At 45.4% G+C, this 24,479-nt stretch carries 38 protein-coding genes; 3 read left to right on the top strand and 35 right to left on the bottom strand.

From position 1 onward, the window contains the following. Positions 1-272 precede the first annotated feature (272 nt). From QZ371_RS01520 to QZ371_RS01510, 3 genes are read left to right on the top strand one after another with little or no spacing between them, the layout of a single operon-like run. The gene (locus QZ371_RS01520; RefSeq protein WP_295208042.1) at positions 273-506 is read left to right on the top strand and encodes a hypothetical protein; all 234 of its coding nucleotides are present in this window, start codon (positions 273-275) and stop codon (positions 504-506) included. Continuing rightward, on the top strand, positions 503-715 hold the full coding sequence (locus tag QZ371_RS01515; RefSeq protein ID WP_295208039.1) for a hypothetical protein: 213 nt from the start codon (positions 503-505) through the stop codon (positions 713-715). Before QZ371_RS01520 ends, QZ371_RS01515 begins: the two co-directional genes overlap by 4 nt. After that, positions 693-1,598: a glycoside hydrolase family 25 protein gene (locus tag QZ371_RS01510; protein ID WP_295208037.1), complete on the top strand. Its 906-nt coding sequence runs from the start codon at positions 693-695 to the stop codon at positions 1,596-1,598. Before QZ371_RS01515 ends, QZ371_RS01510 begins: the two co-directional genes overlap by 23 nt. Positions 1,599-1,854: 256 nt before the next feature. Here QZ371_RS01510 and rplQ read toward each other — a convergent pair whose 3' ends face one another. The 35 genes from rplQ to QZ371_RS01335 form a co-directional block, all read right to left on the bottom strand. Next, a complete protein-coding gene (rplQ, locus tag QZ371_RS01505) occupies positions 1,855-2,196 on the bottom strand; it encodes a 50S ribosomal protein L17 (protein WP_295208034.1) in 342 nt (113 codons plus the stop codon). Positions 2,197-2,214: 18 nt separating this feature from the next. After that, entirely contained in the window at positions 2,215-3,174 is a 960-nt protein-coding gene (locus QZ371_RS01500; RefSeq protein ID WP_295208031.1) for a DNA-directed RNA polymerase subunit alpha, read from the bottom strand. A 130-nt stretch (positions 3,175-3,304) separates the two neighbouring features. Beyond that, entirely contained in the window at positions 3,305-3,901 is a 597-nt protein-coding gene (gene rpsD, locus QZ371_RS01495) for a 30S ribosomal protein S4 (RefSeq protein ID WP_295208027.1), read from the bottom strand. A gap of 93 nt (positions 3,902-3,994) precedes the next feature. Continuing rightward, complete coding sequence (gene rpsK, locus QZ371_RS01490) at positions 3,995-4,393, bottom strand: 30S ribosomal protein S11 (RefSeq protein WP_022286971.1); 399 nt, start codon at positions 4,391-4,393, stop codon at positions 3,995-3,997. 14 nt (positions 4,394-4,407) lie between these two features. Further along, positions 4,408-4,776, bottom strand: coding sequence for a 30S ribosomal protein S13 (rpsM, locus tag QZ371_RS01485; protein ID WP_022286972.1), 369 nt, complete (start codon positions 4,774-4,776; stop codon positions 4,408-4,410). Between the two features lie 29 nt (positions 4,777-4,805). Continuing rightward, positions 4,806-4,919, bottom strand: a complete 114-nt coding sequence (gene rpmJ, locus QZ371_RS01480; RefSeq protein WP_028505010.1) for a 50S ribosomal protein L36 — start codon at positions 4,917-4,919, stop codon at positions 4,806-4,808. Positions 4,920-4,980: 61 nt separating this feature from the next. Then, positions 4,981-5,199, bottom strand: a complete 219-nt coding sequence (gene infA, locus QZ371_RS01475; RefSeq protein ID WP_022286974.1) for a translation initiation factor IF-1 — start codon at positions 5,197-5,199, stop codon at positions 4,981-4,983. Next, on the bottom strand, positions 5,199-5,501 hold the full coding sequence (locus QZ371_RS01470; protein ID WP_295208019.1) for a KOW domain-containing RNA-binding protein: 303 nt from the start codon (positions 5,499-5,501) through the stop codon (positions 5,199-5,201). Before QZ371_RS01470 ends, infA begins: the two co-directional genes overlap by 1 nt. After that, the gene (gene map / locus QZ371_RS01465; RefSeq protein ID WP_295208015.1) at positions 5,498-6,244 is read right to left on the bottom strand and encodes a type I methionyl aminopeptidase; all 747 of its coding nucleotides are present in this window, start codon (positions 6,242-6,244) and stop codon (positions 5,498-5,500) included. Before map ends, QZ371_RS01470 begins: the two co-directional genes overlap by 4 nt. A gap of 18 nt (positions 6,245-6,262) precedes the next feature. Next, complete coding sequence (locus tag QZ371_RS01460) at positions 6,263-6,895, bottom strand: adenylate kinase (RefSeq protein WP_295208012.1); 633 nt, start codon at positions 6,893-6,895, stop codon at positions 6,263-6,265. Between the two features lie 40 nt (positions 6,896-6,935). Continuing rightward, positions 6,936-8,231, bottom strand: coding sequence for a preprotein translocase subunit SecY (secY, locus tag QZ371_RS01455; RefSeq protein ID WP_295208009.1), 1,296 nt, complete (start codon positions 8,229-8,231; stop codon positions 6,936-6,938). 2 nt (positions 8,232-8,233) lie between these two features. Next, positions 8,234-8,674: a 50S ribosomal protein L15 gene (rplO, locus tag QZ371_RS01450; RefSeq protein ID WP_295208007.1), complete on the bottom strand. Its 441-nt coding sequence runs from the start codon at positions 8,672-8,674 to the stop codon at positions 8,234-8,236. Between the two features lie 16 nt (positions 8,675-8,690). Next, a complete protein-coding gene (gene rpmD, locus QZ371_RS01445) occupies positions 8,691-8,867 on the bottom strand; it encodes a 50S ribosomal protein L30 (RefSeq protein ID WP_295208004.1) in 177 nt (58 codons plus the stop codon). 14 nt (positions 8,868-8,881) lie between these two features. Beyond that, the gene (gene rpsE / locus QZ371_RS01440; RefSeq protein WP_295208000.1) at positions 8,882-9,382 is read right to left on the bottom strand and encodes a 30S ribosomal protein S5; all 501 of its coding nucleotides are present in this window, start codon (positions 9,380-9,382) and stop codon (positions 8,882-8,884) included. A 15-nt stretch (positions 9,383-9,397) separates the two neighbouring features. Further along, positions 9,398-9,757 carry a 50S ribosomal protein L18 gene (rplR, locus tag QZ371_RS01435; RefSeq protein ID WP_295207997.1) on the bottom strand — a complete coding sequence of 120 codons (360 nt, stop codon included), beginning with the start codon at positions 9,755-9,757 and terminating at the stop codon, positions 9,398-9,400. Between the two features lie 18 nt (positions 9,758-9,775). Continuing rightward, the gene (gene rplF / locus QZ371_RS01430; protein WP_295207993.1) at positions 9,776-10,327 is read right to left on the bottom strand and encodes a 50S ribosomal protein L6; all 552 of its coding nucleotides are present in this window, start codon (positions 10,325-10,327) and stop codon (positions 9,776-9,778) included. A 13-nt stretch (positions 10,328-10,340) separates the two neighbouring features. Beyond that, positions 10,341-10,739: a 30S ribosomal protein S8 gene (gene rpsH / locus QZ371_RS01425; protein ID WP_295207991.1), complete on the bottom strand. Its 399-nt coding sequence runs from the start codon at positions 10,737-10,739 to the stop codon at positions 10,341-10,343. Positions 10,740-10,755: 16 nt separating this feature from the next. Further along, the gene (locus QZ371_RS01420; protein WP_022286985.1) at positions 10,756-10,941 is read right to left on the bottom strand and encodes a type Z 30S ribosomal protein S14; all 186 of its coding nucleotides are present in this window, start codon (positions 10,939-10,941) and stop codon (positions 10,756-10,758) included. Positions 10,942-10,955: 14 nt separating this feature from the next. Continuing rightward, entirely contained in the window at positions 10,956-11,498 is a 543-nt protein-coding gene (gene rplE, locus QZ371_RS01415; RefSeq protein ID WP_295207987.1) for a 50S ribosomal protein L5, read from the bottom strand. A 16-nt stretch (positions 11,499-11,514) separates the two neighbouring features. Beyond that, positions 11,515-11,838 (bottom strand): 50S ribosomal protein L24, encoded by a 324-nt coding sequence (rplX, locus tag QZ371_RS01410; RefSeq protein WP_022286987.1) that lies wholly within the window; start codon positions 11,836-11,838, stop codon positions 11,515-11,517. A gap of 18 nt (positions 11,839-11,856) precedes the next feature. Then, positions 11,857-12,225, bottom strand: a complete 369-nt coding sequence (gene rplN, locus QZ371_RS01405; RefSeq protein ID WP_295207984.1) for a 50S ribosomal protein L14 — start codon at positions 12,223-12,225, stop codon at positions 11,857-11,859. 76 nt (positions 12,226-12,301) lie between these two features. Then, positions 12,302-12,559 carry a 30S ribosomal protein S17 gene (gene rpsQ, locus QZ371_RS01400; protein ID WP_295207981.1) on the bottom strand — a complete coding sequence of 86 codons (258 nt, stop codon included), beginning with the start codon at positions 12,557-12,559 and terminating at the stop codon, positions 12,302-12,304. A 21-nt stretch (positions 12,560-12,580) separates the two neighbouring features. Then, the gene (rpmC, locus tag QZ371_RS01395) at positions 12,581-12,778 is read right to left on the bottom strand and encodes a 50S ribosomal protein L29 (RefSeq protein WP_022286990.1); all 198 of its coding nucleotides are present in this window, start codon (positions 12,776-12,778) and stop codon (positions 12,581-12,583) included. Continuing rightward, the gene (gene rplP, locus QZ371_RS01390) at positions 12,778-13,209 is read right to left on the bottom strand and encodes a 50S ribosomal protein L16 (RefSeq protein WP_295207975.1); all 432 of its coding nucleotides are present in this window, start codon (positions 13,207-13,209) and stop codon (positions 12,778-12,780) included. Before rplP ends, rpmC begins: the two co-directional genes overlap by 1 nt. Further along, the gene (gene rpsC, locus QZ371_RS01385; protein ID WP_295207972.1) at positions 13,209-13,991 is read right to left on the bottom strand and encodes a 30S ribosomal protein S3; all 783 of its coding nucleotides are present in this window, start codon (positions 13,989-13,991) and stop codon (positions 13,209-13,211) included. Before rpsC ends, rplP begins: the two co-directional genes overlap by 1 nt. 20 nt (positions 13,992-14,011) lie before the next feature. Continuing rightward, positions 14,012-14,347, bottom strand: coding sequence for a 50S ribosomal protein L22 (gene rplV / locus QZ371_RS01380; RefSeq protein WP_022286993.1), 336 nt, complete (start codon positions 14,345-14,347; stop codon positions 14,012-14,014). 19 nt (positions 14,348-14,366) lie between these two features. Then, the gene (gene rpsS / locus QZ371_RS01375) at positions 14,367-14,648 is read right to left on the bottom strand and encodes a 30S ribosomal protein S19 (protein WP_022286994.1); all 282 of its coding nucleotides are present in this window, start codon (positions 14,646-14,648) and stop codon (positions 14,367-14,369) included. Between the two features lie 23 nt (positions 14,649-14,671). Further along, complete coding sequence (gene rplB, locus QZ371_RS01370) at positions 14,672-15,505, bottom strand: 50S ribosomal protein L2 (protein ID WP_295207967.1); 834 nt, start codon at positions 15,503-15,505, stop codon at positions 14,672-14,674. Between the two features lie 195 nt (positions 15,506-15,700). Next, positions 15,701-15,991: a 50S ribosomal protein L23 gene (rplW, locus tag QZ371_RS01365; protein ID WP_295207964.1), complete on the bottom strand. Its 291-nt coding sequence runs from the start codon at positions 15,989-15,991 to the stop codon at positions 15,701-15,703. Next, positions 15,991-16,614 (bottom strand): 50S ribosomal protein L4, encoded by a 624-nt coding sequence (gene rplD / locus QZ371_RS01360; RefSeq protein ID WP_295207961.1) that lies wholly within the window; start codon positions 16,612-16,614, stop codon positions 15,991-15,993. Before rplD ends, rplW begins: the two co-directional genes overlap by 1 nt. 18 nt (positions 16,615-16,632) lie before the next feature. Next, positions 16,633-17,268: a 50S ribosomal protein L3 gene (gene rplC / locus QZ371_RS01355; RefSeq protein ID WP_295207958.1), complete on the bottom strand. Its 636-nt coding sequence runs from the start codon at positions 17,266-17,268 to the stop codon at positions 16,633-16,635. Between the two features lie 94 nt (positions 17,269-17,362). Next, positions 17,363-17,677 carry a 30S ribosomal protein S10 gene (rpsJ, locus tag QZ371_RS01350; RefSeq protein WP_022286999.1) on the bottom strand — a complete coding sequence of 105 codons (315 nt, stop codon included), beginning with the start codon at positions 17,675-17,677 and terminating at the stop codon, positions 17,363-17,365. Positions 17,678-18,292: 615 nt separating this feature from the next. After that, complete coding sequence (locus QZ371_RS01345) at positions 18,293-18,961, bottom strand: hypothetical protein (protein ID WP_295207954.1); 669 nt, start codon at positions 18,959-18,961, stop codon at positions 18,293-18,295. Between the two features lie 239 nt (positions 18,962-19,200). Continuing rightward, complete coding sequence (locus QZ371_RS01340) at positions 19,201-21,489, bottom strand: cellulose-binding protein (protein WP_295207951.1); 2,289 nt, start codon at positions 21,487-21,489, stop codon at positions 19,201-19,203. 398 nt (positions 21,490-21,887) lie between these two features. Next, positions 21,888-24,098, bottom strand: a complete 2,211-nt coding sequence (locus tag QZ371_RS01335) for an alpha-galactosidase (protein ID WP_295208090.1) — start codon at positions 24,096-24,098, stop codon at positions 21,888-21,890. Positions 24,099-24,479: the final 381 nt, after the last annotated feature.

The following is a 24,479-nucleotide window of genomic DNA, read 5'->3' as shown; positions in this document are numbered from 1 at the left end:
ATCTCAGCACTTTGTGATATAAACTTTTTGCCCTTTATGGCTATTTTAACTTATACAAAATCGGGTCAAAAATCATTGTGCAACTATGTCAATTTTGCCGCAATATATTTGTATAAACAAATGATTTATCTTTTAATTTGGCAACATTTCAGCAATTGTTGCATTTTTTATGCAACTTTTCGCCCCTTTTTCGGGATAAGTGAAAGGCCTGTCTGCAATGCCCTCTTGCAGACGGAATTTCAAGCAAAATTATTTATTTGGAGGTGATCTTTATGGAAGCGATCCTAGCAGCATTTATCGCAGCGGCCGCCAGCATAGCCTGCCAGCTCATAATCTCACGTTCGGAAGCCAAAGAGAACCGAAAGTCACAGGAAGCCTCCGAGCGGCTTATTATATATAGGATAGATAGGCTGGAACAGGCCGTCGCCGAGCACAACGCCCTCATCGCCCGTGTCACGGCGGCGGAGCAAAAGATAACAGATCTGGAAAGGGAGAGATATTGTTGAAACTCAAAGAAAAATTGGCAAAACTCATCGACGTGAAAAGCCTTGTGACCCTTGCCCTCACAGGGGTGTTCTGTCTGCTGGCGCTGAAAAGTATCGTCAGCTCAGAGCAGTTTATCACAGTTTTCACCGTGGTGATATCATTTTATTTCGGAACGCAGTCGGTAAAGAAGTCAGGAGGTGACAAAAATGGCAACGACCAAAACAACTGAAAAAGCCAAGGGCATTGACGTTTCCCATTGGCAGGGGATAGTGGATTTTGAAAAAGTCGCCGCCGCTGGTTACACCTTCGTAATGCTAAACGCAGGCTACGGCAAATATGCAAAGCAAAAGGACGAAAGCTTTGAGCGAAATTATCAAGCCGCCAAAAAAGCCGGTCTGAAAGTCGGCGCATATTGGTATTCCTACGCCCTAACAGAAGCCGACGCCCTTGCGGAAGCGAAAACCTTCCTTGAAGCCGTCAAGGGCAAGACCTTTGAATATCCCCTTGCATTCGATATCGAGGACGCTTCCCAAAACGAGCTTCCCCGTGAAGCTATCGACAAGATTGTAACCGCATTTTGCACACACCTTGAAAAAAGCGGCTATTACGCCGCCCTTTACAGCTATGCGGATTTCCTCAGCCGCAAAGTTTCCGACAAGGTGAAATACCGCTTTGATATCTGGGTCGCACATTTTGACGTTGCAAAACCAAGCGCCGAAAGCTACGGAATGTGGCAATACACCAGCAAAGCCACTGTCAACGGCGTAAACGGCAGCTGCGACTGCAATTACGCATACAAAGACTACCCCTCTATCATCAGAGCAGGCGGACTTAACAACCTCAGCGGCTCAGAAACCTCAAAGCCCGACAAAAAAGCACTCGATACAAGCGGCTGCAAAAAGGGCGATAAAAATTCCACAGTCCTCGCCTTAAAGTATCTTCTTATGATCGCAAAAAATAAAGGCCTGCACAACGTCAACCTTGATAAAAACAATATTTTCGGCGAAGGCACTAAAAAATCCGTCAACGCCCTGTTGAAAAAATGGGGATACAAACAAAACGGCATTGCAGGCAGCAAATTTATCGACAAACTTGGAAAGGCGCTCGTATAAATATGTAGGGGAAAATTGTTGTTCGACGAAGCTCACAACAATTTGCGTCCTCGACGTCCCACTTGTTTCGGACTTTTCAACAAGCTGACGGGCGAACGATGTTCGCCCCTACCCAAATCACTATATGCAGTTTATCACACGCCATAATTCGCCGAAAAATTGCAAGCAACACAAAAAAGGCTGTACCCCGAAGGATACAGCCTTAAATTCTAAAATCGCAAAATTTGTGTTTTATAAATCGTAAATTATAAAACTATTAAACCAACTGAATGATAGCCATTTCAGCAGCGTCGCCACGACGAGGGCCGATCTTGATGATCTTTGTGTAGCCGCCGTTTCTTCCCTCATATGAAGGTGCGATCTCGTCAAACAGCTTCTTAGCAACAGCTTCCTTAGTAACATAAGAAAGTACCTGACGCTTTGAGTGGAGGTCTCCTGCCTTGCCGAGAGTAATCATTTTCTCAGTCATAGCAGCAACTTCCTTAGCTCTTGTTACAGTGGTTTCAATCTTACCGTTTTCGAGAAGATAAGTAACCATAGCTCTGAGCATTGCTTTTCTCTGCTCGCTAGTTCTTCCCAGCTTTCTTGTGCCTGGCATAGATTTTCACTCCTTACTTTAATTATCGTCTTCTGAATTAAGGTCGTAACCCAATGAATGAAGCTTCTCCTTGACCTCGTCAAATGACTTCTTACCAAGGTTTCTTACCTTCATCATCTCTTCAGCAGACTTTTCAATCAAATCGTTAACCGTGTTAATTCCTGCACGCTTGAGACAGTTAAATGAACGCACGGATAAGTCAAGTTCCTCAATGGTCATCTCAAGGATCTTTTCCTTTCCCTTTTCATCTTTTTCAACCATCATCTCAACAACATTGGTCTCTTCAGAGAGATCAACGAAGAGATTTAGATGCTCGTTGAGGAGTTTGGCTGCCATAGATACAGCTTCCTTTGCGGAGATAGTACCGTCTGTCCAAACCTCCAAAGTAAGCTTATCAAAGTCGGTGATCTGTCCAACACGGGTGTTGTCCACCGTGAAGTTCACCTTTAATACCGGCGTATAAATACTGTCTACTGCAATAACACCGATAGGGGCATTAGGCATAAGAGCCTTATTCTTCTCCGCAGAAACATATCCACGGCCTCTGTCGATGGTAATTTCCATATAAAGCTTAGCGCCTGGTCCCAATGTAGCGATGTGCATATCAGGAACAAGGATATCGACCTCAGAATCTGTCTTGATGTCTCCGGCGGTAACAACGCACTCGCCTTCTGCTTCAATGTAGATAGTCTTAGGGCCTTCGCCGTATAGCTTTGCAGTTAAACCCTTGAGGTTAAGAATGATCTCAGTAACATCTTCCTTAACTCCGGGAATTGTTGATAGTTCGTGGTGTACACCGTCAATTTTTACCGAAGTAACGGCGACGCCTGGCAAAGAGGAGAGTAGTACACGTCTCAGACTGTTTCCGAGCGTAATACCATAGCCACGCTCCAGAGGCTCGAGAATAAACTTGCCGTATGTTCCGTTGCTCTTAAGCTCGGCCGTTTCGATTTCAGGCTTTTCTATTTTTTCAAGCATTTAAAACCCTCCTGTTTTCAAACTCGATTGTTTTATCTGTTATCAGCATATGCACTTCCAAAAACATATCAAGTATTTCTCCGATACGCACCCACGATGAGTGCATACCGAGAGAACCACTATCAATACATTATTTAGAATACAACTCGACGATGAGGTGCTCCTCGATGTCATAGTCAAGGTCTTCCTTAACTGGCAAACGAAGAACCTTAGCAGTCTGGTTGTCCTTGTTTACATCAAGCCAGGTAGGAGTTGTTCTTGAAGCAGTTGCTTCGATGATCTGCTTGAACTTCTCGCTCTTCTTGCTGTTTTCCTTAAGTGAGATAACGTCGCCTTCCTTGATCCTGTAAGAAGGAATGTCAACTCTCTTGCCATTTACAAGATAGTGACCGTGAACAACGAGCTGACGAGCCTCTCTTCTTGTCATAGCAAGGCCCATTCTGAAAACAACGCTGTCAAGTCTTGACTCAAGAAGTGTGATAAGGTTGGCACCGGCCTGACCTTCCATCTTCTCAGCAAGCTCGAACAGATGACGGAACTGCTTCTCAAGCACGCCGTAGATGAACTTCAGCTTCTGCTTTTCCTTGAGCTGCATACCGTATTCTGAAACTTTCTTTCTCTTATTTGCATTAGGATCACGCTTTGTTTCCTTTGCAATACCCATAACCATTGGGCTGATACCAAGAGACTTACATCTCTTAAGGATTGGTTCTCTATTTACTGCCATAGTAAATACCTCCGTTTTCTAAAATGTTATCGGGTCTTAGCCGAATTGCTTACCCGACTTTGAGTAAACTACAAACTCAAATTGTCTAATGAACTATACACGTCTTCTCTTAGGAGGACGGCATCCGTTGTGAGGGATCGGAGTTACATCCTTGATAAGTCTAACTTCCAGATCCTCTGACTGCAAAGCTCTGATAGCAGCTTCACGGCCAGCACCAGGTCCCTTTACGAAAACTTCAACTGTCTTAAGGCCGTGCTCCTTAGCAGCTCTAGCAGCAGTTTCAGCAGCTGTCTGAGCAGCGAATGGAGTAGACTTCTTAGAACCTCTGAAGCCGAGTCCGCCGGCAGATGCCCAAGAAATAGCATTGCCCTGCATATCTGTAATAGTTACGATGGTGTTGTTAAAAGTAGACTGGATATGAACCTGTCCCTGTTCAATGTTCTTTCTTTCACGACGACGACGGATAGTAGTCTTCTTCTTAGCCTGAGCCATTGTTCACACCCTCCTTACTTCTTCTTATTAGCGATTGTCTTTACAGGACCCTTACGAGTTCTTGCGTTGGTCTTAGTTCTCTGACCTCTTACAGGGAGACCTCTTCTGTGACGAAGACCACGATAACAACCGATTTCTGTCAATCTCTTGATATTGAGCGCAACATTTCTTCTGAGGTCACCCTCAACTGTGATGTTGTGGTCAATATATTCACGCAATTTAGCTACATCGTCCTCAGACATATCCTTAACTCTTGTGTCAGGATTTACGCCTGTTTCATTAAGAATCTTAGTAGCAGTCTTCTGACCTATACCATAGATATAAGTAAGAGCAATTTCAATTCTCTTATCCTTTGGCAGGTCGATACCAGCAATACGAGCCATTATTTAGCTGCACCTCCATTATTGGTTTGTTAGCCCTGACGTTGTTTGTGCTTAGGATTCTGGCAGATAACCATTATCTTGCCTTTTCTCTTGATTACCTTGCACTTCTCGCAGATTGGCTTAACTGAAGGTCTTACTTTCATTGAAATACCTCCTTTGAATTTAGCGACAAGAATTATAAATTCTTAAACTTATTAGGAAAGCTTACTTAGCTCTCCAGGTGATTCTTCCTTTTGTCAAGTCATACGGTGACATTTCGACCGTTACCTTATCTCCGGGCACGATACGAATATAATTCATACGAAGCTTACCCGAAATATGAGCAAGGATTTTATGACCGTTTGAAAGTTCTACCAGAAACGTTGCATTAGGCTTAGCCTCAATGACCGTTCCCTCAAGTTCGATAACGTCTTCCTTTGACATTAAAAAACCTCCCCATCTAAAAGGCTTTGGGTCTGCTGAAATTCGGTTTGGGTCAAAACCTTGTTTATCAGCTGTCTTAACTTTCTGTTTGTCAGCCCTGTCACATCGATATTGACGCCCGCAGGTGAAATGTGCTTTGGGTTCTTTCGCTTTGGCTTTTGAAGCTTGCGCTCCTTGCCGTCTGCGATATACACAAAGCCGCCGCTGGCAGCTATCGCAACAAAATATCTGCCTTTATCACGGCCTGCGTTCGCTTTGACGATGTTGCCGACCTGTATATCTACAACGCTTTTCTCCGTCATACCTTGGTCAGGATAACTGCCCCATCGGGAGTAACAGCGATTGTATGCTCAAAATGAGCGGCCCATTTGCCGTCTCTGGTTTTGACAGTCCAACCATCAGGCATAGTCTTGATATCTGCCGTGCCCATATTTATCATAGGCTCGATAGCGATGACCATACCAGCCACAAGTCTGATTCCGTGACCTGCTTTGCCGTAGTTTGGAACTTCCGGATCTTCGTGAAGATCTCTTCCAACGCCGTGGCCGACGAACTGTCTTACGACCGAGAATCCATTGTCCTCATTGTACTTCTGAATTGCCGCACCGAGGTCGCCAAGTCTTACGCCCGGCTTTACCATATCTATTGCAAGATAAAGGCTTTCCTCAGTTGACTTCATAAGTGCTTCCGCCTCAGGAGAAATTTTTCCGACAGCGAAAGTTTTGCAGGAATCGCCGTGATAGCCGTCGATATAAGCGCCGACGTCTACTGAAACGATGTCGCCTTCCTGAATTTTTCTAGGACCGGGGATACCGTGTATTATCTCATCGTTGACGGAAATGCAGGCTGAACCTGGGAATCCGCCGTAGCCCAAAAAGCTTGGCTTAGCGCCGTGTGAGGTAATATATCTGTGAACGACTTTATCGAGCTCGTAGGTAGTCATACCCGGTCTGATAGCCTCGCCCGCAGCGATCAATGCTCCGGCGGTTATTGCTCCCGCCTTCTGCATTTTCTCGATCTCTTTATTTGATTTAACGCATATCATTTAAAAACGCCTCGGATTCTATGCCTTAACGGCTTCGAGGACGAGCTTTGAAGTGTCCTCTACCTTGTCCTGTCCCTCAACGGTAACAAGCTTGCCCTGCTTACCGTAATAATCCTTGAGAGGGGCGGTCGATTTGTGATATGTCTGAAGTCTGCTGATAACTGTTGCAGGCTCGTCGTCCTTACGGATAACGATAGGCTTGCCGCAAACATCACATACGCCCTCTACCTTTGAAGGCTTGAAAGCTGTGTGATAAGTAGCGCCGCAGTCAAGGCAAACTCTTCTGCCTGAAAGTCTCTGCTGAATAGTCTCATCAGGAACGTAGATCTCGATTACCTTGTCGATCTTAACGCCCATAGCGTCCAGCGCCTCAGCCTGAGGAACTGTTCTTGGGAAGCCGTCGAGAATGAAACCATTCTGAGCGTCAGGCTCAGCGATCCTGTCCTTGAGGATACCGATCACGATATCGTCAGAAACAAGGTCACCAGCATCCATTGCAGCCTTAGCCTTGAGACCGTACTCAGTACCGGCCTTAACAGCCGCTCTGAGCATATTGCCAGTAGAAATCGTAGGAATTTTCAGAGCCTCGCAAATAACCTCAGCCTGTGTTCCTTTTCCCGCACCGGGAGCGCCTAAAAGAATAATATTCATTTTTAACTCCTTTTTATCTCTAACGTAAAGCTAATGGATCTTATTCAAGGAAGCCCTTATGATGACGCATCATCATCTGAGATTCCATAGTTCTTGCTGTTTCAAGTGCAACGGAAACAACGATAAGTATCGAAGTACCGCCCATCGCAATATTCATCTTTGTGATCGAAGAAAAGATAATAGGGAAGATAGCGATGATTCCGAGGAACACAGCTCCTACCAATGTTATCTTTGACAGAACCTTCTTAAGATAATCGGATGTTGGTCTGCCCGGTCTGATACCAGGGATACCGCCGTTATTCTGTCTGAGGTTGTTTGCGATCTCAAGTGGGTTATACTGCATTGAAACGTAGAAATAGTTGAAACCGATGATCAGTACAAAGTACAGACAAGCATAGAACGGATGAGTGTACTCGAACCACTTGAGGAAGTGATCGTAGAAGCTTCCGCTCTTTGGTTCAATGAACATCTTGAGTGTAGAAGGAAGTGACATAAATGCCATTGCGAAGATGATCGGCATAACACCGCTCATTGCGATCTTGATAGGAATAAAAGTATTCTGACCGCCGTACTGCTTTCTTCCGACAACTCTCTTTGCGTACTGTATCGGGATACGTCTTTCAGCCTCGTTCATAAAGATGATGAAACCGATCATCAAAACGAACACGATGAGGATGAAGATAACAAGAATGATGTTCTTAGCCTCGCCGGTCTTCATATAATCGAAGAGACTGAGTACAGCTGAAGGACCTCTTGCAATGATACCTGCGAAGAGGAGCATTGAGATACCGTTTCCGATACCCTTCTCATTGATCTCATCGCCGAGCCAAATGGTAAGCGACGCACCTGCTGTAAAGCAAGCGATAATAACGATCTCAGCGAAAATCTTGCTGAATCCGTCAGTATAGACAACTGCGCCTGCCTTTTTCATCGTGAGGTAATAAGCCCACGCCTGGAAAATGGCAATCGCAAGAGAAGCATACTTTGTGATCTTGTTAAGCTTCTTTCTGCCCTCAGGGCCTTCCTTCTGGAGTCTTTCCAGCGGAGGCAGCGCATAGGTCAGAAGCTGAATTATGATCTGCGCATTGATATATGGCGAAACGGAGAGCGCCAGGAGAGTAGCCTTAGAGAAGTTACCTCCCGACAGCACGTTCAGGTAGCTGAAAAAGTCACCTGAATTTTCACTCGCCGAAAACCAAGCAGACAGAGCTGCGGAATCGAGGTAAGGTACTGGTACCGTACCGCCGATTCTGTAAATGATGATGATGAAAAAAGTAAATAGAAGTTTTTTTCTTAATTCCGGAACTCTCCAGGCATTACGAAATGTCTCTATCACAATTACATCACCTCAACCTTCCCGCCTGCCTTTTCAATCTTTTCCTTAGCAGCTGCTGAGAACTTAGCAGCTTTAACGGTAAGGTTCTTAGTTAATTCGCCGTTTCCGAGGACCTTGATTCCGTCAAGTTCCTTCTTGATGATGCCTGAAGCTTTAAGAAGCTCAGCGTCTACAACTGTGCCGTCAACAAACTTTTCAAGGTCTGATACGTTTACGACTGCATACTTTGTTGCGAAAATGTTGTTAAATCCACGCTTAGGGATTCTTCTAGCGAGCATTGTCTGTCCGCCTTCGAAGCCCGGTCTTACTCCGCCGCCTGAACGAGCCTTCTGACCCTTATGTCCCTTGCCGGCTGTCTTTCCGTTGCCTGAACCGTGACCTCTACCCTTACGCTTGCTCTCCTTTACAGAGCCTGCAACAGGTGATAATTCGTGCAGTTTCATTTAGTATTGCACCTCCTTATGCTTCAGTTACTTTAATAAGATGGGAGATAACCTTTACCTTTCCCTGTGTCTGAGGATTGTCAGGCTGACAAGTCTTATCCCCGATTTTTCTGAGTCCGAGGGAATTAGCTGTTGCAATCTGCTTTTCGCTTCTTCCGTTAAGGCTCTTGATCAGTTCGATGTTAATTGCCATAACTGTTATCCTCCTTAGCCTGTGATCTCTTTTACTGTCTTGCCTCTGAGGGCTGCTACTGTTTCAGCAGACCTTACGTTTGCAAGACCGTTGATTGTAGCTCTTACTGCATTGTAAGGATTGTTTGAACGAAGCTGCTTCGCTCTGATATCCTTGATGCCTGCAGCCTCTACAACGGCTCTTACTGTGCCGCCTGCGATAACTCCAGTACCTGGAGCTGCCGGCTTAAGCAGAACCTCGCCTGCGCCGAACTTACCGATGATCTCGTGAGGAATAGTTGTTCCTCTCAGAGAAATTCTGATAAGGTTCTTCTTGGCGTCCTGAATAGCCTTTCTGATTGCGTCAGGAACTTCTCCTGACTTACCGATACCGAAACCTACTACGCCGTTTCCGTCACCTACAACTACGAGAGCTGAGAACTTCATTATACGTCCGCCCTTAACAGTCTTTGATACTCTGTTAATTGCAACGACCTTTTCAGCAAGTTCCATATTTGAAGCATCTATTAAAGCCAATGTTTACCCTCCTCTTTAGAACTTAAGTCCGCCTTCACGGGCGCCGTCTGCCAACTCCTGAACACGTCCGTGGTAAAGGTAGCCGCCTCTGTCGAATACGACATTCTCGATACCCTTTGCCTTAGCTGCCTGAGCGATCATTTCGCCGACCTTGCGTGCGCCTTCCTTGTTGCCGCCGTTGCCTTCAAAGTCCTTAGCCATTGAAGAAGCGCTGCAAAGTGTTACGCCGTTAACATCGTCGATGATCTGCGCATAGATATGCTTAGAGGAGCGGAATACGTTGAGGCGAGGACAATCTGCAGTTCCGTTGATCTTGTTGCGGACTCTCTGATGTCTTTTTGCTCTTGCCTTAGCCTTGTCAAGCTTTTTAACCATAGTAATTCTCTCCTTTTATTACTTCTTGCTGCCCTTACCAGCCTTACCTTCCTTACGGATAACGTACTCGCCTTCGTAACGAATACCCTTACCCTTATAAGGCTCTGGTGGACGCTTTTCACGGATCTCACAAGCAAACTGACCAACTTCCTGCTTGTCGCAGCCGGAGATTACGATGTGGTTTGCGTCTGGAACTTCGATCTTGATAGTATCAGTCTCAGGAACGATTACCTGATGAGAGAAACCGAGGTTCATTACAAGGTTCTTACCCTGCTTCTGCGCTCTGTAACCTACACCGACGATCTCGAGCTTCTTTGCGAAACCGTCTGTAACACCCTCTACCATATTGTGTACGAGTGTTCTTGTCAGACCGTGAAGTGACTTGTGGAGCTTATCCTCTGATGGACGCTCAACTGTGATCACACCGTCTGCACACTTTATGATCATATCCTTGTGGAACTCTTTTGTGAGTGAACCCTTAGGACCCTTTACTGTAACTACGTTTCCGTCTGCAACAGTAACCTCTACACCTGCAGGAACACTAATTGGCTTAATACCTATTCTTGACATAACTTAGTCCTCCTTACCAGATGAATGCGAGAACTTCGCCGCCGACATTGAGCTCTCTAGCCTTCTTGTCAGTAATTACGCCCTTTGATGTTGATACGATCGCTACGCCAAGGCCCTTAATTACCTTTGGCATATCCTCGCAGCTTGCGTAAATTCTCAGACCAGGCTTAGAAACTCTTCTGAGGCCTGTGATTACTGGATTTCTGTTCTCGTCATATTTAAGAGTAATTCTAATGATACCCTGCTTACCGTCTTCAATGATCTTGAAGTCCTTAACATATCCTTCGTCAACGAGGATCTGTGTGATTGACTTCTTCATATTAGATGCAGGAACGTCAACTGTTGCGTGCTTCGCAGTACTTGCGTTACGGATTCTTGTAAGAAGATCCGCTATTGTATCAGTAATTTGCATGCGTGTTAACCTCCTTTTACCAACTAGCCTTCTTAACTCCCGGAATCTTACCCTCGTGAGCCAATTCTCTGAAACAGATACGGCATACGCCGAACTTTCTCAGATAAGCGTGAGGTCTTCCGCAAATCTTACATCTGTTGTAAGCACGAGTGGAATATTTAGGCGTAGCCTGCTGCTTGTTTATCATAGCCTTCTTAGCCATTTTTAATCCTCCTCTTACTTATCGGCAAATGGAGCGCCCATAAGTGAAAGCAGCTCTTTTGCCTCTTCGTCCGTGTTTGCAGTTGTGATAAAGTTGATATCCATACCACGAACCTTGTCGATCTTATCGTACTCGATTTCAGGGAATATCAGCTGCTCCTTAAGACCGGTAGAGTAGTTGCCTCTGCCGTCGAATGAGTTAGGGTTGATGCCTCTGAAGTCTCTTACACGAGGAAATGCTACGTTGAAAAGTCTGTCAACGAATTCATACATTTTCTCTGCTCTCAGCGTTACCTTAACGCCGATGATCTGTCCGTCTCTCAGCTTGAAGTTAGCAACGGACTTCTTTGCCTTACAAACGATCGGCTTCTGTCCTGTGATAGCAGCCAGATCAGTCATAATAGCGTCGATAACCTTCTTGTTATCCTTATCTGCACCGCAGCCCACGTTGATAACTACCTTATCAAGCTTTGGGATCTGCATAACGTTAGCGTACTGGAATTTCTTCATCATAGCAGGAGCTACGTCGCTAACATAATATTCTTTAAGTCTAGCCATCGTAATATCCTCCTAATTAAAATTCTTCGCCGCAGTCTGCGTTCTTGCAAACTCTGACTTTAGTACCGTCCTCAAGGAACTTATGAGCGACTCTTGTTGGCTTGCCGCACTTAGGGCAAACTGCCTGTACCTTTGAAGCGTACATTGCAGCCTCAGCCTCTACGATTCCGCCCTGCTCGCCCTGACGTCTTGGCTTAACGTGCTTTGTAGCAATGTTAAGACCCTCAACGATTACCTTTCCCTCCTTTGGGGAAACTTCCAGGACCTTGCCCTTCTTACCCTTATCCTTACCGGAAAGGATAACGACGGTGTCGCCTGTTTTAACGTGTACCTTATTCATTGTTACGACACCTCCAAATTAAAGAACTTCCGGAGCAAGTGACAGGATCTTCATATAATCCTTTTCTCTGAGCTCCTTAGCAACTGGTCCAAAGATACGAGTACCTCTTGGATTTTTATCATCTCTAATAATAACAGCAGCGTTTTCGTCGAAACGGATATAAGTTCCGTCTGCACGGCGAAGACCCTTTGCTGAACGAACGATTACTGCTTTAACAACGTCGCCCTTTTTAACAACTCCGCCTGGTGTTGCCTTTTTAACAGAACAAACTACAACGTCACCGATGTTTGCATACTTTCTGCGTGTTCCGCCGAGAACCCTGATACACATAAGCTCCTTTGCTCCGGAGTTATCTGCTACCTTCAGGTAAGTCTGCATTTGTATCACAGTGCGTTCCTCCTTTCAGAATTACAGGCGCTCCGGCAGATCCTCGTCTGCCTTAAAGCGCTTTTGCGGTTTTTAATTACTTAGCCTTTTCGAGAACGTTAACGAGACGCCATCTCTTGTCCTTAGACAGAGGTCTTGTCTCCATAACTTCAACCTTGTCTCCGATATTGCAGACATTGTTTTCGTCGTGTGCCTTAAGCTTAACTGTTCTCTTGATGATCTTCTTGTAAAGAGGGTGCTGTACGTTATCCTTGATAGCAACTACGATAGTCTTATCCATCTTGTTGGATACTACAACGCCTACTCTTGTTTTTCTCAAATTTCTTTCGCTCACAGTTAATCCTCCCTTCGAAAATTACTGAACATTGGACTCTTGCTTACGAATGAATGTCTTAACACGAGCAATATCCTTCTTCACAGCCTGGAGTCTCTTTGGATTCTCGAGCTGATTTACAGCGTGCTGGAAACGAAGGTTAAAAAGCTCCTGCTTGAGCTCAGCGAGTTTGCTGTTGAGCTCATCGACTGTCATATCCTTGATTTCATTAGCCTTCATTATTGCTCACCACCCGTTTCTTGAGTATCTCTTTTAACGAACTTACACTTGATAGGCAGCTTGTGCATAGCAAGTCTCATTGCTTCTCTAGCTGTCTCCTCAGGTACTCCTGCGATCTCGAACATTACTCTGCCCGGCTTAACAACGGCTACCCAATACTCAGGTGCGCCCTTACCTTTACCCATTCGAGTACCAAGAGGCTTTCTTGTTGCAGGCTTGTCTGGGAAGATCTTGATCCAAACCTGACCGCCACGCTTGATGTATCTTGTCATTGCGATACGGGCAGCTTCGATCTGGTTTGATGTGATCCAAGCAGGCTGAAGAGCCTGAAGACCATACTCACCGTGAGAAACCTTATTGCCTCTCATTGCCTTGCCTGTCATACGGCCACGGTGCTGTTTTCTGAACTTAACTCTCTTTGGAAGCAGCATTACTTGTTACCTCCCTCTTTTTTAGCCTTATTGAAGTCACGCTTACCATTTCTGTTCTGGCGTCTTCTGTCGTTTGACTCTCTCTTATCTGAAGCAGCAACTTCGCCCTTAAGAACCTCGCCTCTGTATATCCATACCTTTACGCCGATTCTGCCGTAAGTTGTGTGTGCTTCTGCTGTACCGTAGTCGATGTCAGCTCTGATTGTCTGAAGCGGAATTGTACCCTCGTGGTATGTTTCGCTTCTAGCGATCTCAGCACCGCCGAGACGGCCGCCGCATCTAACCTTGATACCCTTTGCGCCGAGCTTCATAGCTCTGCCGATGGACTGCTTCATTGCTCTTCTGAATGAAATTCTGTCCTCGAGATCGTGAGCGATCTTTTCAGCAACGAGCTGTGCGTTGATGTCAGGCTGCTTTACCTCAACGATGTTGATAGCAACGCTCTTGCCGATCATCTTTTCAACATTTGCACGAAGCTTTTCGATCTCTGCGCCGCCTCTGCCGATCACGATACCAGGCTTTGCGCAATGGATGTGGATTCTTACCTTCTGACCGCCGTCTTTATCGGCAAATCTTTCGATCTCTACTTTTGGAACGCCGGCGTATACGCACTTATCTGCAGGATTCTTTGATCTTGTATTCAGCTCTTTAAGAATGAAGTTACGAACGTTGTAATCCTCAACCAGTGTATCGCCGAAAGTACCCTTCTCTGCAAACCAGCGGGAATCCCAATTCTTAATCACACCGACACGAAGTCCGTGTGGATTTACTTTCTGGCCCATAGTTTACCTCCTCTTTCAGCTTATTCCTTTTCCTTAAGAACGATCGTAACGTGTGATGTTCTCTTAAGGATTCTATATGCTCTGCCTTGTGCTCTTGGCATTATTCTCTTCATTATCGGTCCGGGACAAACATAACACTCTGCAACATAAAGGTTGTTCTTATCCATATTATGATTGTTCTCAGCGTTGTGAGCGGCGGACTTAAGAAGCTTCTCAAGATATTCACTTGCAGCCTTTGGTGTATGCTTTACTGTTGCCATTGCAACATCATAGTCTTTTCCTCTGATCAGATCGAGAACGATCTGTACCTTACGAGGAGCAATACGAGCATTTCTCAGAATTGCTTTTGCTTCCATTTGTATTCCTCCTTCCGCACTACTTACCGTTATTTGAAGTCTTTGAACCTGCGTGGCCCTTGAATGTTCTTGTCGGAGCGAACTCTCCCAGCTTGTGACCAACCATATCCTCTGTTACATATACAGGGACGTGCTTACGGCCATCGTGAACTGCGAATGTGTGACCGACAAATTCAGGGAATATTGTAGAAGCTCTGCTCCAAGTCTTGAGCACCTTCTTCTCGCCTGCATCGTTCATTGCCTTAACTCTCTTGTAAAGAACCTCCTGAACGTAAGGTCCCTTCTTGACACTTCTTCCCATTGATCATCTGCCTCCTTTCAGCATTACTTACCGTTTCTGCGTTTTACGATAAACTTATCGGAGCGATGATGCTTAGCACGGGTCTTGTATCCCATTGTCGGCTTACCCCAAGGTGTTACAGGAGTTGGTCTACCAACAGGAGCACGACCCTCACCACCACCGTGTGGGTGATCGCACGGGTTCATTACAGAACCTCTAACGGTAGGTCTCCAGCCCATATGGCGCTTTCTTCCTGCCTTACCGATATTAACGTTTTCGTGGTCGATGTTACCAACCTGGCCGATAGTTGCCATACAGTTGATAGGAACTTTTCTCATCTCACCTGAAGGAAGTCTTACGAGTGCGTATGTGTCTTCCTTACCCATAAGCTGAGCCATATTTCCTGCTGAACGAACGAGCTGAGCGCCCTTGCCTGGGTAAAGCTCGATGTTGTGGATGAAAGTACCAACAGGAATGTTTGCCATTGCAAGTGCGTTACCTGGCTTGATATCTGCGTCTGCGCCTGATCTTACAACGTCGCCGACTTTAAGACCGTAAGGTGCGAGGATGTATCTCTTCTCACCGTCTTCATACTCAACCAGCGCAATGAATGCTGAACGGTTTGGATCGTACTCGATTGTAAGAACAGTAGCGTTCATATCGAGCTTGTTTCTCTTAAAATCAATTACACGGTATTTTCTTCTTACTCCGCCGCCTCTGTGACGAACTGTGATTCTACCGTAGCTGTTTCTACCTGAATTCTTCTTGAGAGGTTCAAGCAGAGACTTTTCTGGAGCAACCTTTGACAGCTCAGAATAATCGGTAACAGTCATACCTCTTCTGCCGGCTGTAGTAGGCTTGTAGCTCTTTATTGCCATTTAAAATTCACTCCTTAATCTGAGTTTTGCGAAAAGGTCAAAGCGTTTGCACGCCAAGTGCCCTTCCATACTTACGTTCTGCGGTGAAATACTGAGCGGTCCTCGCCGCCTCGCAGAACCTTTCCGAAACCCTCTCGGTGATGATGAAGTGCTCCGGAGCAATGCAGCTTAGCGCTGCACCTCTTTTAGAGAGGATTAGTACAGACCCTCGAAGAATTCGATTGTCTTGTCGCCCTCAAGAGTAACGATCGCTTTTTTCCAGTCTGGTCTGAAGCCAACACTTCTTCCCATTCTCTTCTCCTTGCCCTTAACGCTGATCGTGTTTACCTTAGCTACCTTAACGTCGAAGAGTTCTTCAACGGCCTTGGCGATCTCGATCTTGTTAGCGTCCTTAGCGACCTTGAAAGTATATCTGTTGTCCTGAAGTCTCTCCATAGAGTCCTCTGTGATAACAGGCTTCAGAATAATATCTTGAGCAGTTCTCATTATGCGTAAACCTCCTCAATCTTCTTTACAGCCTCTGAAGAAACGATAAACTTATCATAGTTCAGAATGTCGTAAACACTGAGAGTATTTACAGTAGCTGTCTTAACGCCAGGAATGTTACCTGCGCTTCTGACTACCATCTTGTCAGCCTCGGCTGTAACGATAAGAGCCTTGCCCTCAACGCCAAGTGCCTTGAGCATATCAACAACAGTCTTTGTCTTGAACTCTTCCATCTTGATAGCGTCAACTACAACAAGATTCTCGTCAACGACCTTTGTTGAAAGCGCAGACTTCATACCGAGTCTTCTTTCCTTTTTATTAAGTGAATAGCTGTAATCTCTTGGCTTAGGACCGAGAGCAACGCCACCGTGTACCCACTGTGGAGCTCTGATGGAACCCTGTCTTGCGTGACCTGTTCCCTTCTGTCTCCAAGGCTTTCTACCGCCGCCTCTTACTTCTGTTCTTGTAAGAGTTGACTGTGTGCCCTGTCTCTGGTTAGCAAGGTAGTTTACAACCATTGCGTGCATAATAGCTTTGTTTGGCTCGATGCCGAAGATAGCATCATTAAGCTCAGTGTCGGCAACCTTTTTGCCTGTCATATCAAATACTGAGATCTGTGACATTATGATTTCCTCCTTCCACTAAGCCTTCTTAACGCAGTCGACAATTGTAACTGTACCGTTCTTTGGTCCAGGAATTGCGCCCTTGATTGCGATAAGATTGTTTTCTGCGTCTACCTTGACGATCTCAAGGTTCTGAACAGTAACCTTAACGTTACCGTACTGACCAGGCATACCCTTGCCCTTGAAGATCCTTGAAGGTGATGAACAAGCACCCATAGAACCTGCGTGTCTGTGTACAGGACCTGTACCGTGAGTTTCCTTGAGTCTTGAGTTGTTGTGACGCTTGATCGTACCGGAGAATCCGTGACCCTTGCTTGTACCGCTTACATCAACGATGTCGCCGGCAGCAAATGTATCAGCCTTAACGATATCTCCTACATTGAGAGCTGAGGTATCAGCAAATCTGAACTCCTTAAGAGTTCTCTTCATTGCTACGTCAGCCTTCTTGAAGTGACCCTGAAGAGGCTTGTTAACTCTCTTCGCTCTGATGTCGCCATAGCCGAGCTGAACAGCTTCATAGCCGTCATTCTCAACTGTCTTCTTCTGAACGACAACGCAAGGACCAGCTTCAACAACGGTTACAGGGATTACCTTACCTGTTTCATCGAAAATCTGTGTCATACCGATTTTCTTACCGATGATTCCTTTTTGCATTATGTTTTCCTCCTATGTGGTTATTGGTCGGACAAGTCCGACTTGACCTGCGTGTTAAATGTTTTTTGAGATCACCTGTGATCTCATTTGGAGATTACTTGATCTCCATAACAATGTTAACGCCTGCAGGAAGTTCAAGATTTTCAAGAGCTGCTGTTGTTTCCTTTGTAGGTCTCAGCACGTCGATAAGTCTCTTATGAGTTCTCATCTCAAACTGCTCACGGCTATCCTTGTACTTGTGTACGGCTCTGAGGATCGTGATGACCTCTTTGTCAGTAGGAAGTGGGATAGGACCGGAAACCTGTGCGCCTGAACGCTTAACAGCCTCAACGATCTTTGCTGCAGCTGCGTCTACAACTGCGTGCTCGTAACCCTTGATCTTGATTCTGATTTTCTCATTGACTGCCACTTAAATCGCCTCCTTGTGCAAATTAAAAAAAGTTTAGGGGGCAAGCCTTTTTCAGCTCAAGCCTCAGTCAATTGCGTAAATGATCGAGGTCCTTGTCGATCGCTTACGCAATTGACAGGTTCAAGCTCTTAAAAAGCTCTCTGCAAATCACCTTTACACTCCGCCGTGTGTTTCCTGCCGCTCTCATAAAAAATTCCGAAACCCAGAAGGCTTTCGGACTCAGAAAACAGCGCACACAGCCGTTATACACCCACACTAAAGCAGACCTCATCTGCTATCGCAAGAAGTATAAGCACATACTGTGTTCGGTATTTACAGTCGCCCGGTTTAAAATCGGACATACTCCACGGAAATTACCTGACCAACTGTCAGCAACCTTCCGCTTCATCGCATATCATCTTCGTGTACATTAAATACACTGTGCAGTCACGCAAGTATTATTATACACTACTTTTACACCATTTGCAAGCGGTTACAGACAAATTACAATATAGAATTTTCGTTGACTTCTCAACGCATTTATATGCACATTGTACAAATTTCACTATGAGTATCATTTGCCGCTATATTTTATTCATATCCTCTGCAAACGCAGTTTTATTCAGCCAAATGCACCTAAAGAGCAGCATTATGAACTGACCCGCTGTCATTCAGCTTTTCAAAATAATCTTTAGCCTTATTAGTATTTTCTGCCGTTAGCTCTTTTATATGTATCTGTGTATCGACCGCCTCGTCTGAGATCTCCTTGGGAACAGTTTGCTTTATTGATGCCGTATAACCTGCACCGTCCCTCGGCTGCCAACTGTCTGTCATTGCCCACTCGCCATTCTCTTTTTGGAAATCTATCATTCTGCACATTGACGAGCCGCTGACATTCTCGGTGTATGAATATCTGTATCGTTCGCACAGACTCATTACATACACCTTGCAATGGGTATCGTCCACATTCTGCACGCCTAGAAGATAGTGGCTTTCCGCTAAGCAGTCATATTTATCGAAGTCATTTTTCTCTTTACCATACTCAACATTTATCACAGCATCTGATATTGCCTCATCTGTTAGCCCCTCGGGTAGAACGTGAACGACCTCCGCATCACAGCCCTTATAAAAATAGTGTCCTCCAATTCCATGAGTTCTGTAATAAAACAGCACGAACTTTGCCCCTAAAACTATGAACAGCGCCGCCACCAGCGCAAGAAATATTATCAGCTTTACATACACTTTCTTTTTAGGCTCTTCATAAGCTGCGTTTGTTTCTTTATTTGCATCGTTTATATTAAGCACCCCTTTCTGTTGTCTGTATCTTCTGATTTGTTCTTACAGTAACACAATAACAAAAATCTGCACCAAATGCAAGCATTTGTAATTTTGTTAAGATGATATTAAGATTTATCATAACAATGCACAAATTTGCACTTCCGATTTTATTCACTTATACAATGTGCGGAAATGCTTTGCATTCGGGCAAATACAAAAACAGAGCGGCACTATCTGCACCGCTCTGTTCGCTATATTATAATGTATTACTGCTTAACGTTTCCCATAATGATACCACGTCCGTCAGTGCCTACATAAACTCTGCCGTAGGTCTTAGGGTCGCCGCTGATTATCTTTTTGACGTTGCCCCATTTCTGAGTGTCGTCATTTATCCTCTTCCAAGTTACGCCCTTGTCTGTGGACTGGTAGATTCCGTAGCCGTCGCCGTTTGCCTCGCCAATCATATAGAGTGCCATATAGTCGCCATCTTTTTCAGCCTTGCCGATACCGATAGCGTCGCATTGTGTAACGTTCTCGGAAGTTGGTGCAAGTGTGCCTGTGGAAGTGTCGAGGTAGTAAACTCCGCCTGCGCCGACCGGTATCCAAAGGTCGCCCTCTGTGTCTGGGCAAGCTGTCATTGCTGCTGCCGAAACCAGCATACTTGCAACAGAGCTGAAAGTCTTTCCGCCATCTGTGCTCATATAGAATGTTCCGTCATATGTGCCATAGAACTTATCGGGGTTGACCTTGTCTGTTTCGATAACTGCGCCGGCAGGAAGTCCCTCGCAGGCTGTCCAAGTCTTGCCGAAATCGCTTGTTACATAAGCTGGAACGCCTGTTGTTGCGCACTGATAGAAAATGGTCTTGCCGTCAGCGGAAAGCTTTGCTGTTCCGCCTGCCTTTGCGCCAACGTCATCCGGCAGAGTTTCAACAGCTTCCCAGCTGTCGCCTGCGTCTGTTGAATAGTAAACTGAACCCTCGCCAACATCTGTCGCTCTTACGACTATCTTATAATCCTGCGGAGCGCAGTCGATAGAAGTGGACTTGAAGTCGCCGAAGTGCTCCTTTGGAGCTTTTGTTACGTCGTCGTGTCTGAAGCCGTAGATATCGCCCATTGTGGAATAAAGCTCAGGCGTGCCCTCGCCGTTATCGCAAGGTGCAACGAAATCAAAGATAGCTGTCATTTCAACGCCCATTGCTCTTACGCTGATGTCAACAGGCTCTTCCTTTATCTTTGAAAGGTTTGATGTGCCGAAGATAGTTGCGCCTGTGGTGTAAAGTATCTCATCGGCGTTGAATGGATTGATAGCAACGCCTGTCATCCACCAGCCCGGCTTGAGCTGTCCCTGCCAATCCAGCCAAGGAGCATTGCTTATATCGAGGTTGAAGTTGTTGACCTCGTCGCCGTTTTCATCGCAAGACCAAATGCCGTCCCAAGTTTCGCCGCCGTCATAGGAAACGAAAACATTGTCGAAATATGCCCAAAGGTCAAGTGTTGTGCACACGATCATATTAGGGTCGTTAGGGTTTACGGAAATTCCGTTATATCCGCAGGTATATGATTTTTCTGGAGTTATCTCAGTCCACTCACCTGTCTTGAGGTTATACTTCTGAACTGCGCCGTCGGAAGCTCCGTTAGGGCCGACCTTGAATGACCAAGTTGTGTAAAGATATCCGTCAGATGAGATCTCGCCCTGACAAGGCTTGAGCTTGTCCACCTTATCGCCTGTGGCTTCTGCCTTAGGGTTAGGGATAGCAGTCCAAGTCTCGCCTGCATCATCGGAACGATAGAGGTAATCGCCCTGTGTTCCAGCTGCGCCAACGATGATAGTCTTTGTAGCCTCGCCCTTATCTGAGCTTGACTTATCGAAAGCCACGAATGTGAGACCGATAGAATAGCCGTCCTCAGTATATCCGCCCTTAGTAGGGAATGAAGTTACCTCGTTCCAAGTTGCGCCGTAGTCCGTGGACTTCCAAAGTCCGTCGGCTCTTGAGCCGAAATAGAGGATAGAGTTGTCGTTAGGGTCAACTTGCAGTCTTTCACCGCAGCCTCTTCCGACCTCGTTGCCGCCCATACCGAAAGGCATTTCGCAGATAGTCCAGTTCTTGCCGTAATCATCGGAAGCGAAAATCGCACCATTATTGGTGGAATATGTACCGGCTGCAATATAAACTCTGTTAGGTTCAACAGGGTCGGTTGCAAGGCTTTCCGTGCCGTTATAGTTCCAGTCGTCGCCGCCGAAGCAGTCTGTTATACATTCCCAGCGCTGTGTATCCTTATTATACTTATAAGCGCCGCCCATATCAGTTCTTGCGTAGATAAGACCTTCCTCGGTCGGGTTGTAGATAACGTCGGGGATAAAGCCGCCGTCAACTATCTCCACATTGCCCCATTCCCAGCCTGTATCGACGGGCTGAGCGTTATAATATTCCTTTGCCGTATCGCCTTTGCCGTCAGAGCCGCTCGAAGAATCGTTCTTCTTTGAGCAGCCTGCAAAAGCCGTAACGGCCAGCGCCACCGCACAGGCGACTGCCATTAATTTTTTTAACCTCATAAAATTTCTCCTTTTGGGTTGTATTCGTTTACATTCTCTGCATTATTAAAAGCGGAAAAATTCCGCTTTTAATATTTGAACTTATTTCTTTAGTTTTATTTTACTACAACATTACACGCTTGTCAATATAAATATTTTCAGATATTTAAGATATATTGATTTGCAATTTGCGGCACGCTGTTATTTGCCCGAGCTGATACCTCCGCCGAAGCAGAGGGATTAGCTGAGCTATATAAACCTTACCATTAATAAGCTATTGAAAATGCTTCAAATTCATATAGTGTGTTTTAGCACCATATGTAGGGGACGGCGTCCTCGACGTCCCACCAATTCTCTAATCTCTATGATATCTATTTCTTTGCTTTAAGCATTATCTCTTTCGGCTTGTTTTTATGCTTTTAAGCCTTGATGAAATGCAGAATCTTTGAGCAGAAATCGCCGTACAGGCCGTCGCCGTTCCATATCTTTGCGATATTGATACCGGCATTCATAAGAGCCGCACCGGATATCTTGTTCTCAGGGTCGTTCTCTTCATAATAATAAGCGTCAGCTTCGAGACCCTTGAGCTTGATACGTCTTGATCTCTCGTTAGGTCTTGCAAGGACCTGTACGAATTCAAAGAGCGCTTCGCTCTTGTCCTTTGCAACGAACTCCCAAGCGTCCCAAGTGTTGTCCTCGAACATATTGCCTATCCTGTAATGATCGCCTGTTCTTACAAGCTTGTTGAACTTGTTGAACTCTTCGATCTGTGCAGGGATAGCATCTCTGTCCTCCTGCGGAATTCTTGTAACGTCCAGCTCATAGCCGAATGTTCCTACCATTGCAACGTGGCCTCTTGTCTTGAATGGTGTGTTTCTGCCGACTGTGTGGTTAGGGCAGTCAGAAACGTGTGCGCCCATTGCAGAGCAAGGATAGCACATTGAAGTGCCGTGCTGTATCTTCAATCTTTCGATAGCGTCGGTATCGTCAGAGCACCAAATTTGTGGGCTGTAATAAAGCATACCAGGGTCAAATCTTGCTCCGCCGCCCGAGCAGTTCTCGAGGAGGATATGAGGATAATCTGTTGTAAGTCTATCCATAAGATCGTAAACGCCGAGGACATATCTGTGCCAAAGCTCTCTCTGTCTTTCAGCAGGCAGGGTAGTTGAGCCGACTTCTGTGAGCTGTCTGTTCATATCCCACTTGATGTACTCGATATTTGCGCTGTCGAGAATTTTCTTCATCATATTGTAAACGTGATCTCTTACTTCTTTTCTTGAGTAATCGAGAACGTACTGCTCTCTGCAAAGAGTCAAAGGTCTGCCCTGTATCTGGATAGCCCAATCGGGGTGAGCCTTATAAAGTTCAGAATCAGGGGAGATCATTTCAGGCTCGAACCAAATGCCGAACTTCATACCGAGCTTATTTACCTCGTCAACGAGATACTTAAGACCGCCCTTGAGCTTCTTTTCATAAACGAACCAGTCGCCGAGAGATGAGTTATCGGCGTCTCTATGACCGAACCAACCGTCGTCCATAACGAGCATTTCGATACCAAGCTTTGAAGCTTCCTTTGCGATGTCGATAAGCTTTTCTGTATCGAAGTTGAAGTATGTTGCTTCCCAGTTGTTGATGAGAATCGGACGTCTCTTGTCCTTATACTCGCCTCTGATAAGGTTGTTTCTATAAAGGTCGTGGAATGTTCTTGACATCTTGCCGATACCCTCGTCAGAGTGTACCATTACCACCTCAGGACAAGTGAAGCTTTCGCCCTTTTCCAAAAGCCACTCGAAATCGAGAGGGTTTATACCCATAAGGAAACGTGTTTTCTTGTGCTGTGTAACTTCTGCCTGTGCATAGAAGTTGCCGGAATAAACGAAGTTGAAGCCGAATACCTCGCCCTTGTCCTCGTCGGCGTTATTGTCGCAGAGGGCAACGAATGGGTTGTTCTGATGAGAGGATTCGCCCTTGCAGGAATCAACAAGCTGCTTAGCGTGGTGAAGTCTGCATCTTTCAACAGCTCTTTCTCTAGCCCAAGAGCCGTTGAGTGTTATCATATCCATTTCATCTGTATCGAAATCAACGCAAGCGGAAAGTGCTCTTGTGATCTTGAAAGGCTTTTCGCCCTTGTTTGTGATAACAACGGAACGTGTGATAACGTCAAGCTTATCGAAAGCTGTGTAGATAAGAACGGCCTCGATATCGGCGGACTTATCATACATTGTTATCTCGAGAGTTGAGCAGCCGCTTTCCTCTGTTGCGAAAGTTGCAGGCAGACCTTCAAGCTTTGGTTTGCCTTCATACATCTTATGTGAAACATATCTGAGGTCGCAAGTAGACATACCGTTGGCGTCCATAATCTTGAATGCGGACTCTCTGTAATCGCCAAGACCGAAGCATGGATATTCAAAAGGCAGCGAGTCCATAAAGCTTGCTCTGTCACGGTCATTAGTGGCAGGTGTGAATGGGCTTTCGTCCAAACGGAGGAGGTAAGTCAGATCCTCGTCGGGAACTTTATTTCCGTAATAAACGTGAGCGAGATAACCTTCCTCGCAGACCTTCATCATATAATCAGTATTATTAGCTCTCAGTTTGAAAGCCTTGTCTTTTTCATTATAAAAGATATTAATAACGATCACTCCTTACAAAATTACAAATATCTGAACCTTGCGGCTTTTTTTATTATAACACATTATGAAAATAATGCAACAGGGTAAAACGATTACTTTACAAATTTTTTTATGAATTTATCTATGGTATGCAAATATTTGAACATCAGAGGTTCAAATATTTTAAAATAGGCGAAAAGCCTGTTGAAAGCTTAAATGTTATTACAAATGTGGCTATGGCTGGGAAACGGCAAATATTCAACATTGTTTTATTGCATTGTTGAATATTTGCCAACTTCACGCAGAAACGGGCGAACGATGTTCGCTCCTACGCATAAAAACAACGTATCTGTGTGTATTGTAGGGGACGGCGTCCTCGACGTCCCCTTGGACGGCGTCCTC

Origin of the sequence: Ruminococcus sp., from assembly GCF_019423705.1 — a bacterium.
Lineage (GTDB): Bacteria > Bacillota > Clostridia > Oscillospirales > Ruminococcaceae > Hominimerdicola.
This window is presented reverse-complemented; position numbering and strand designations above follow the sequence as displayed.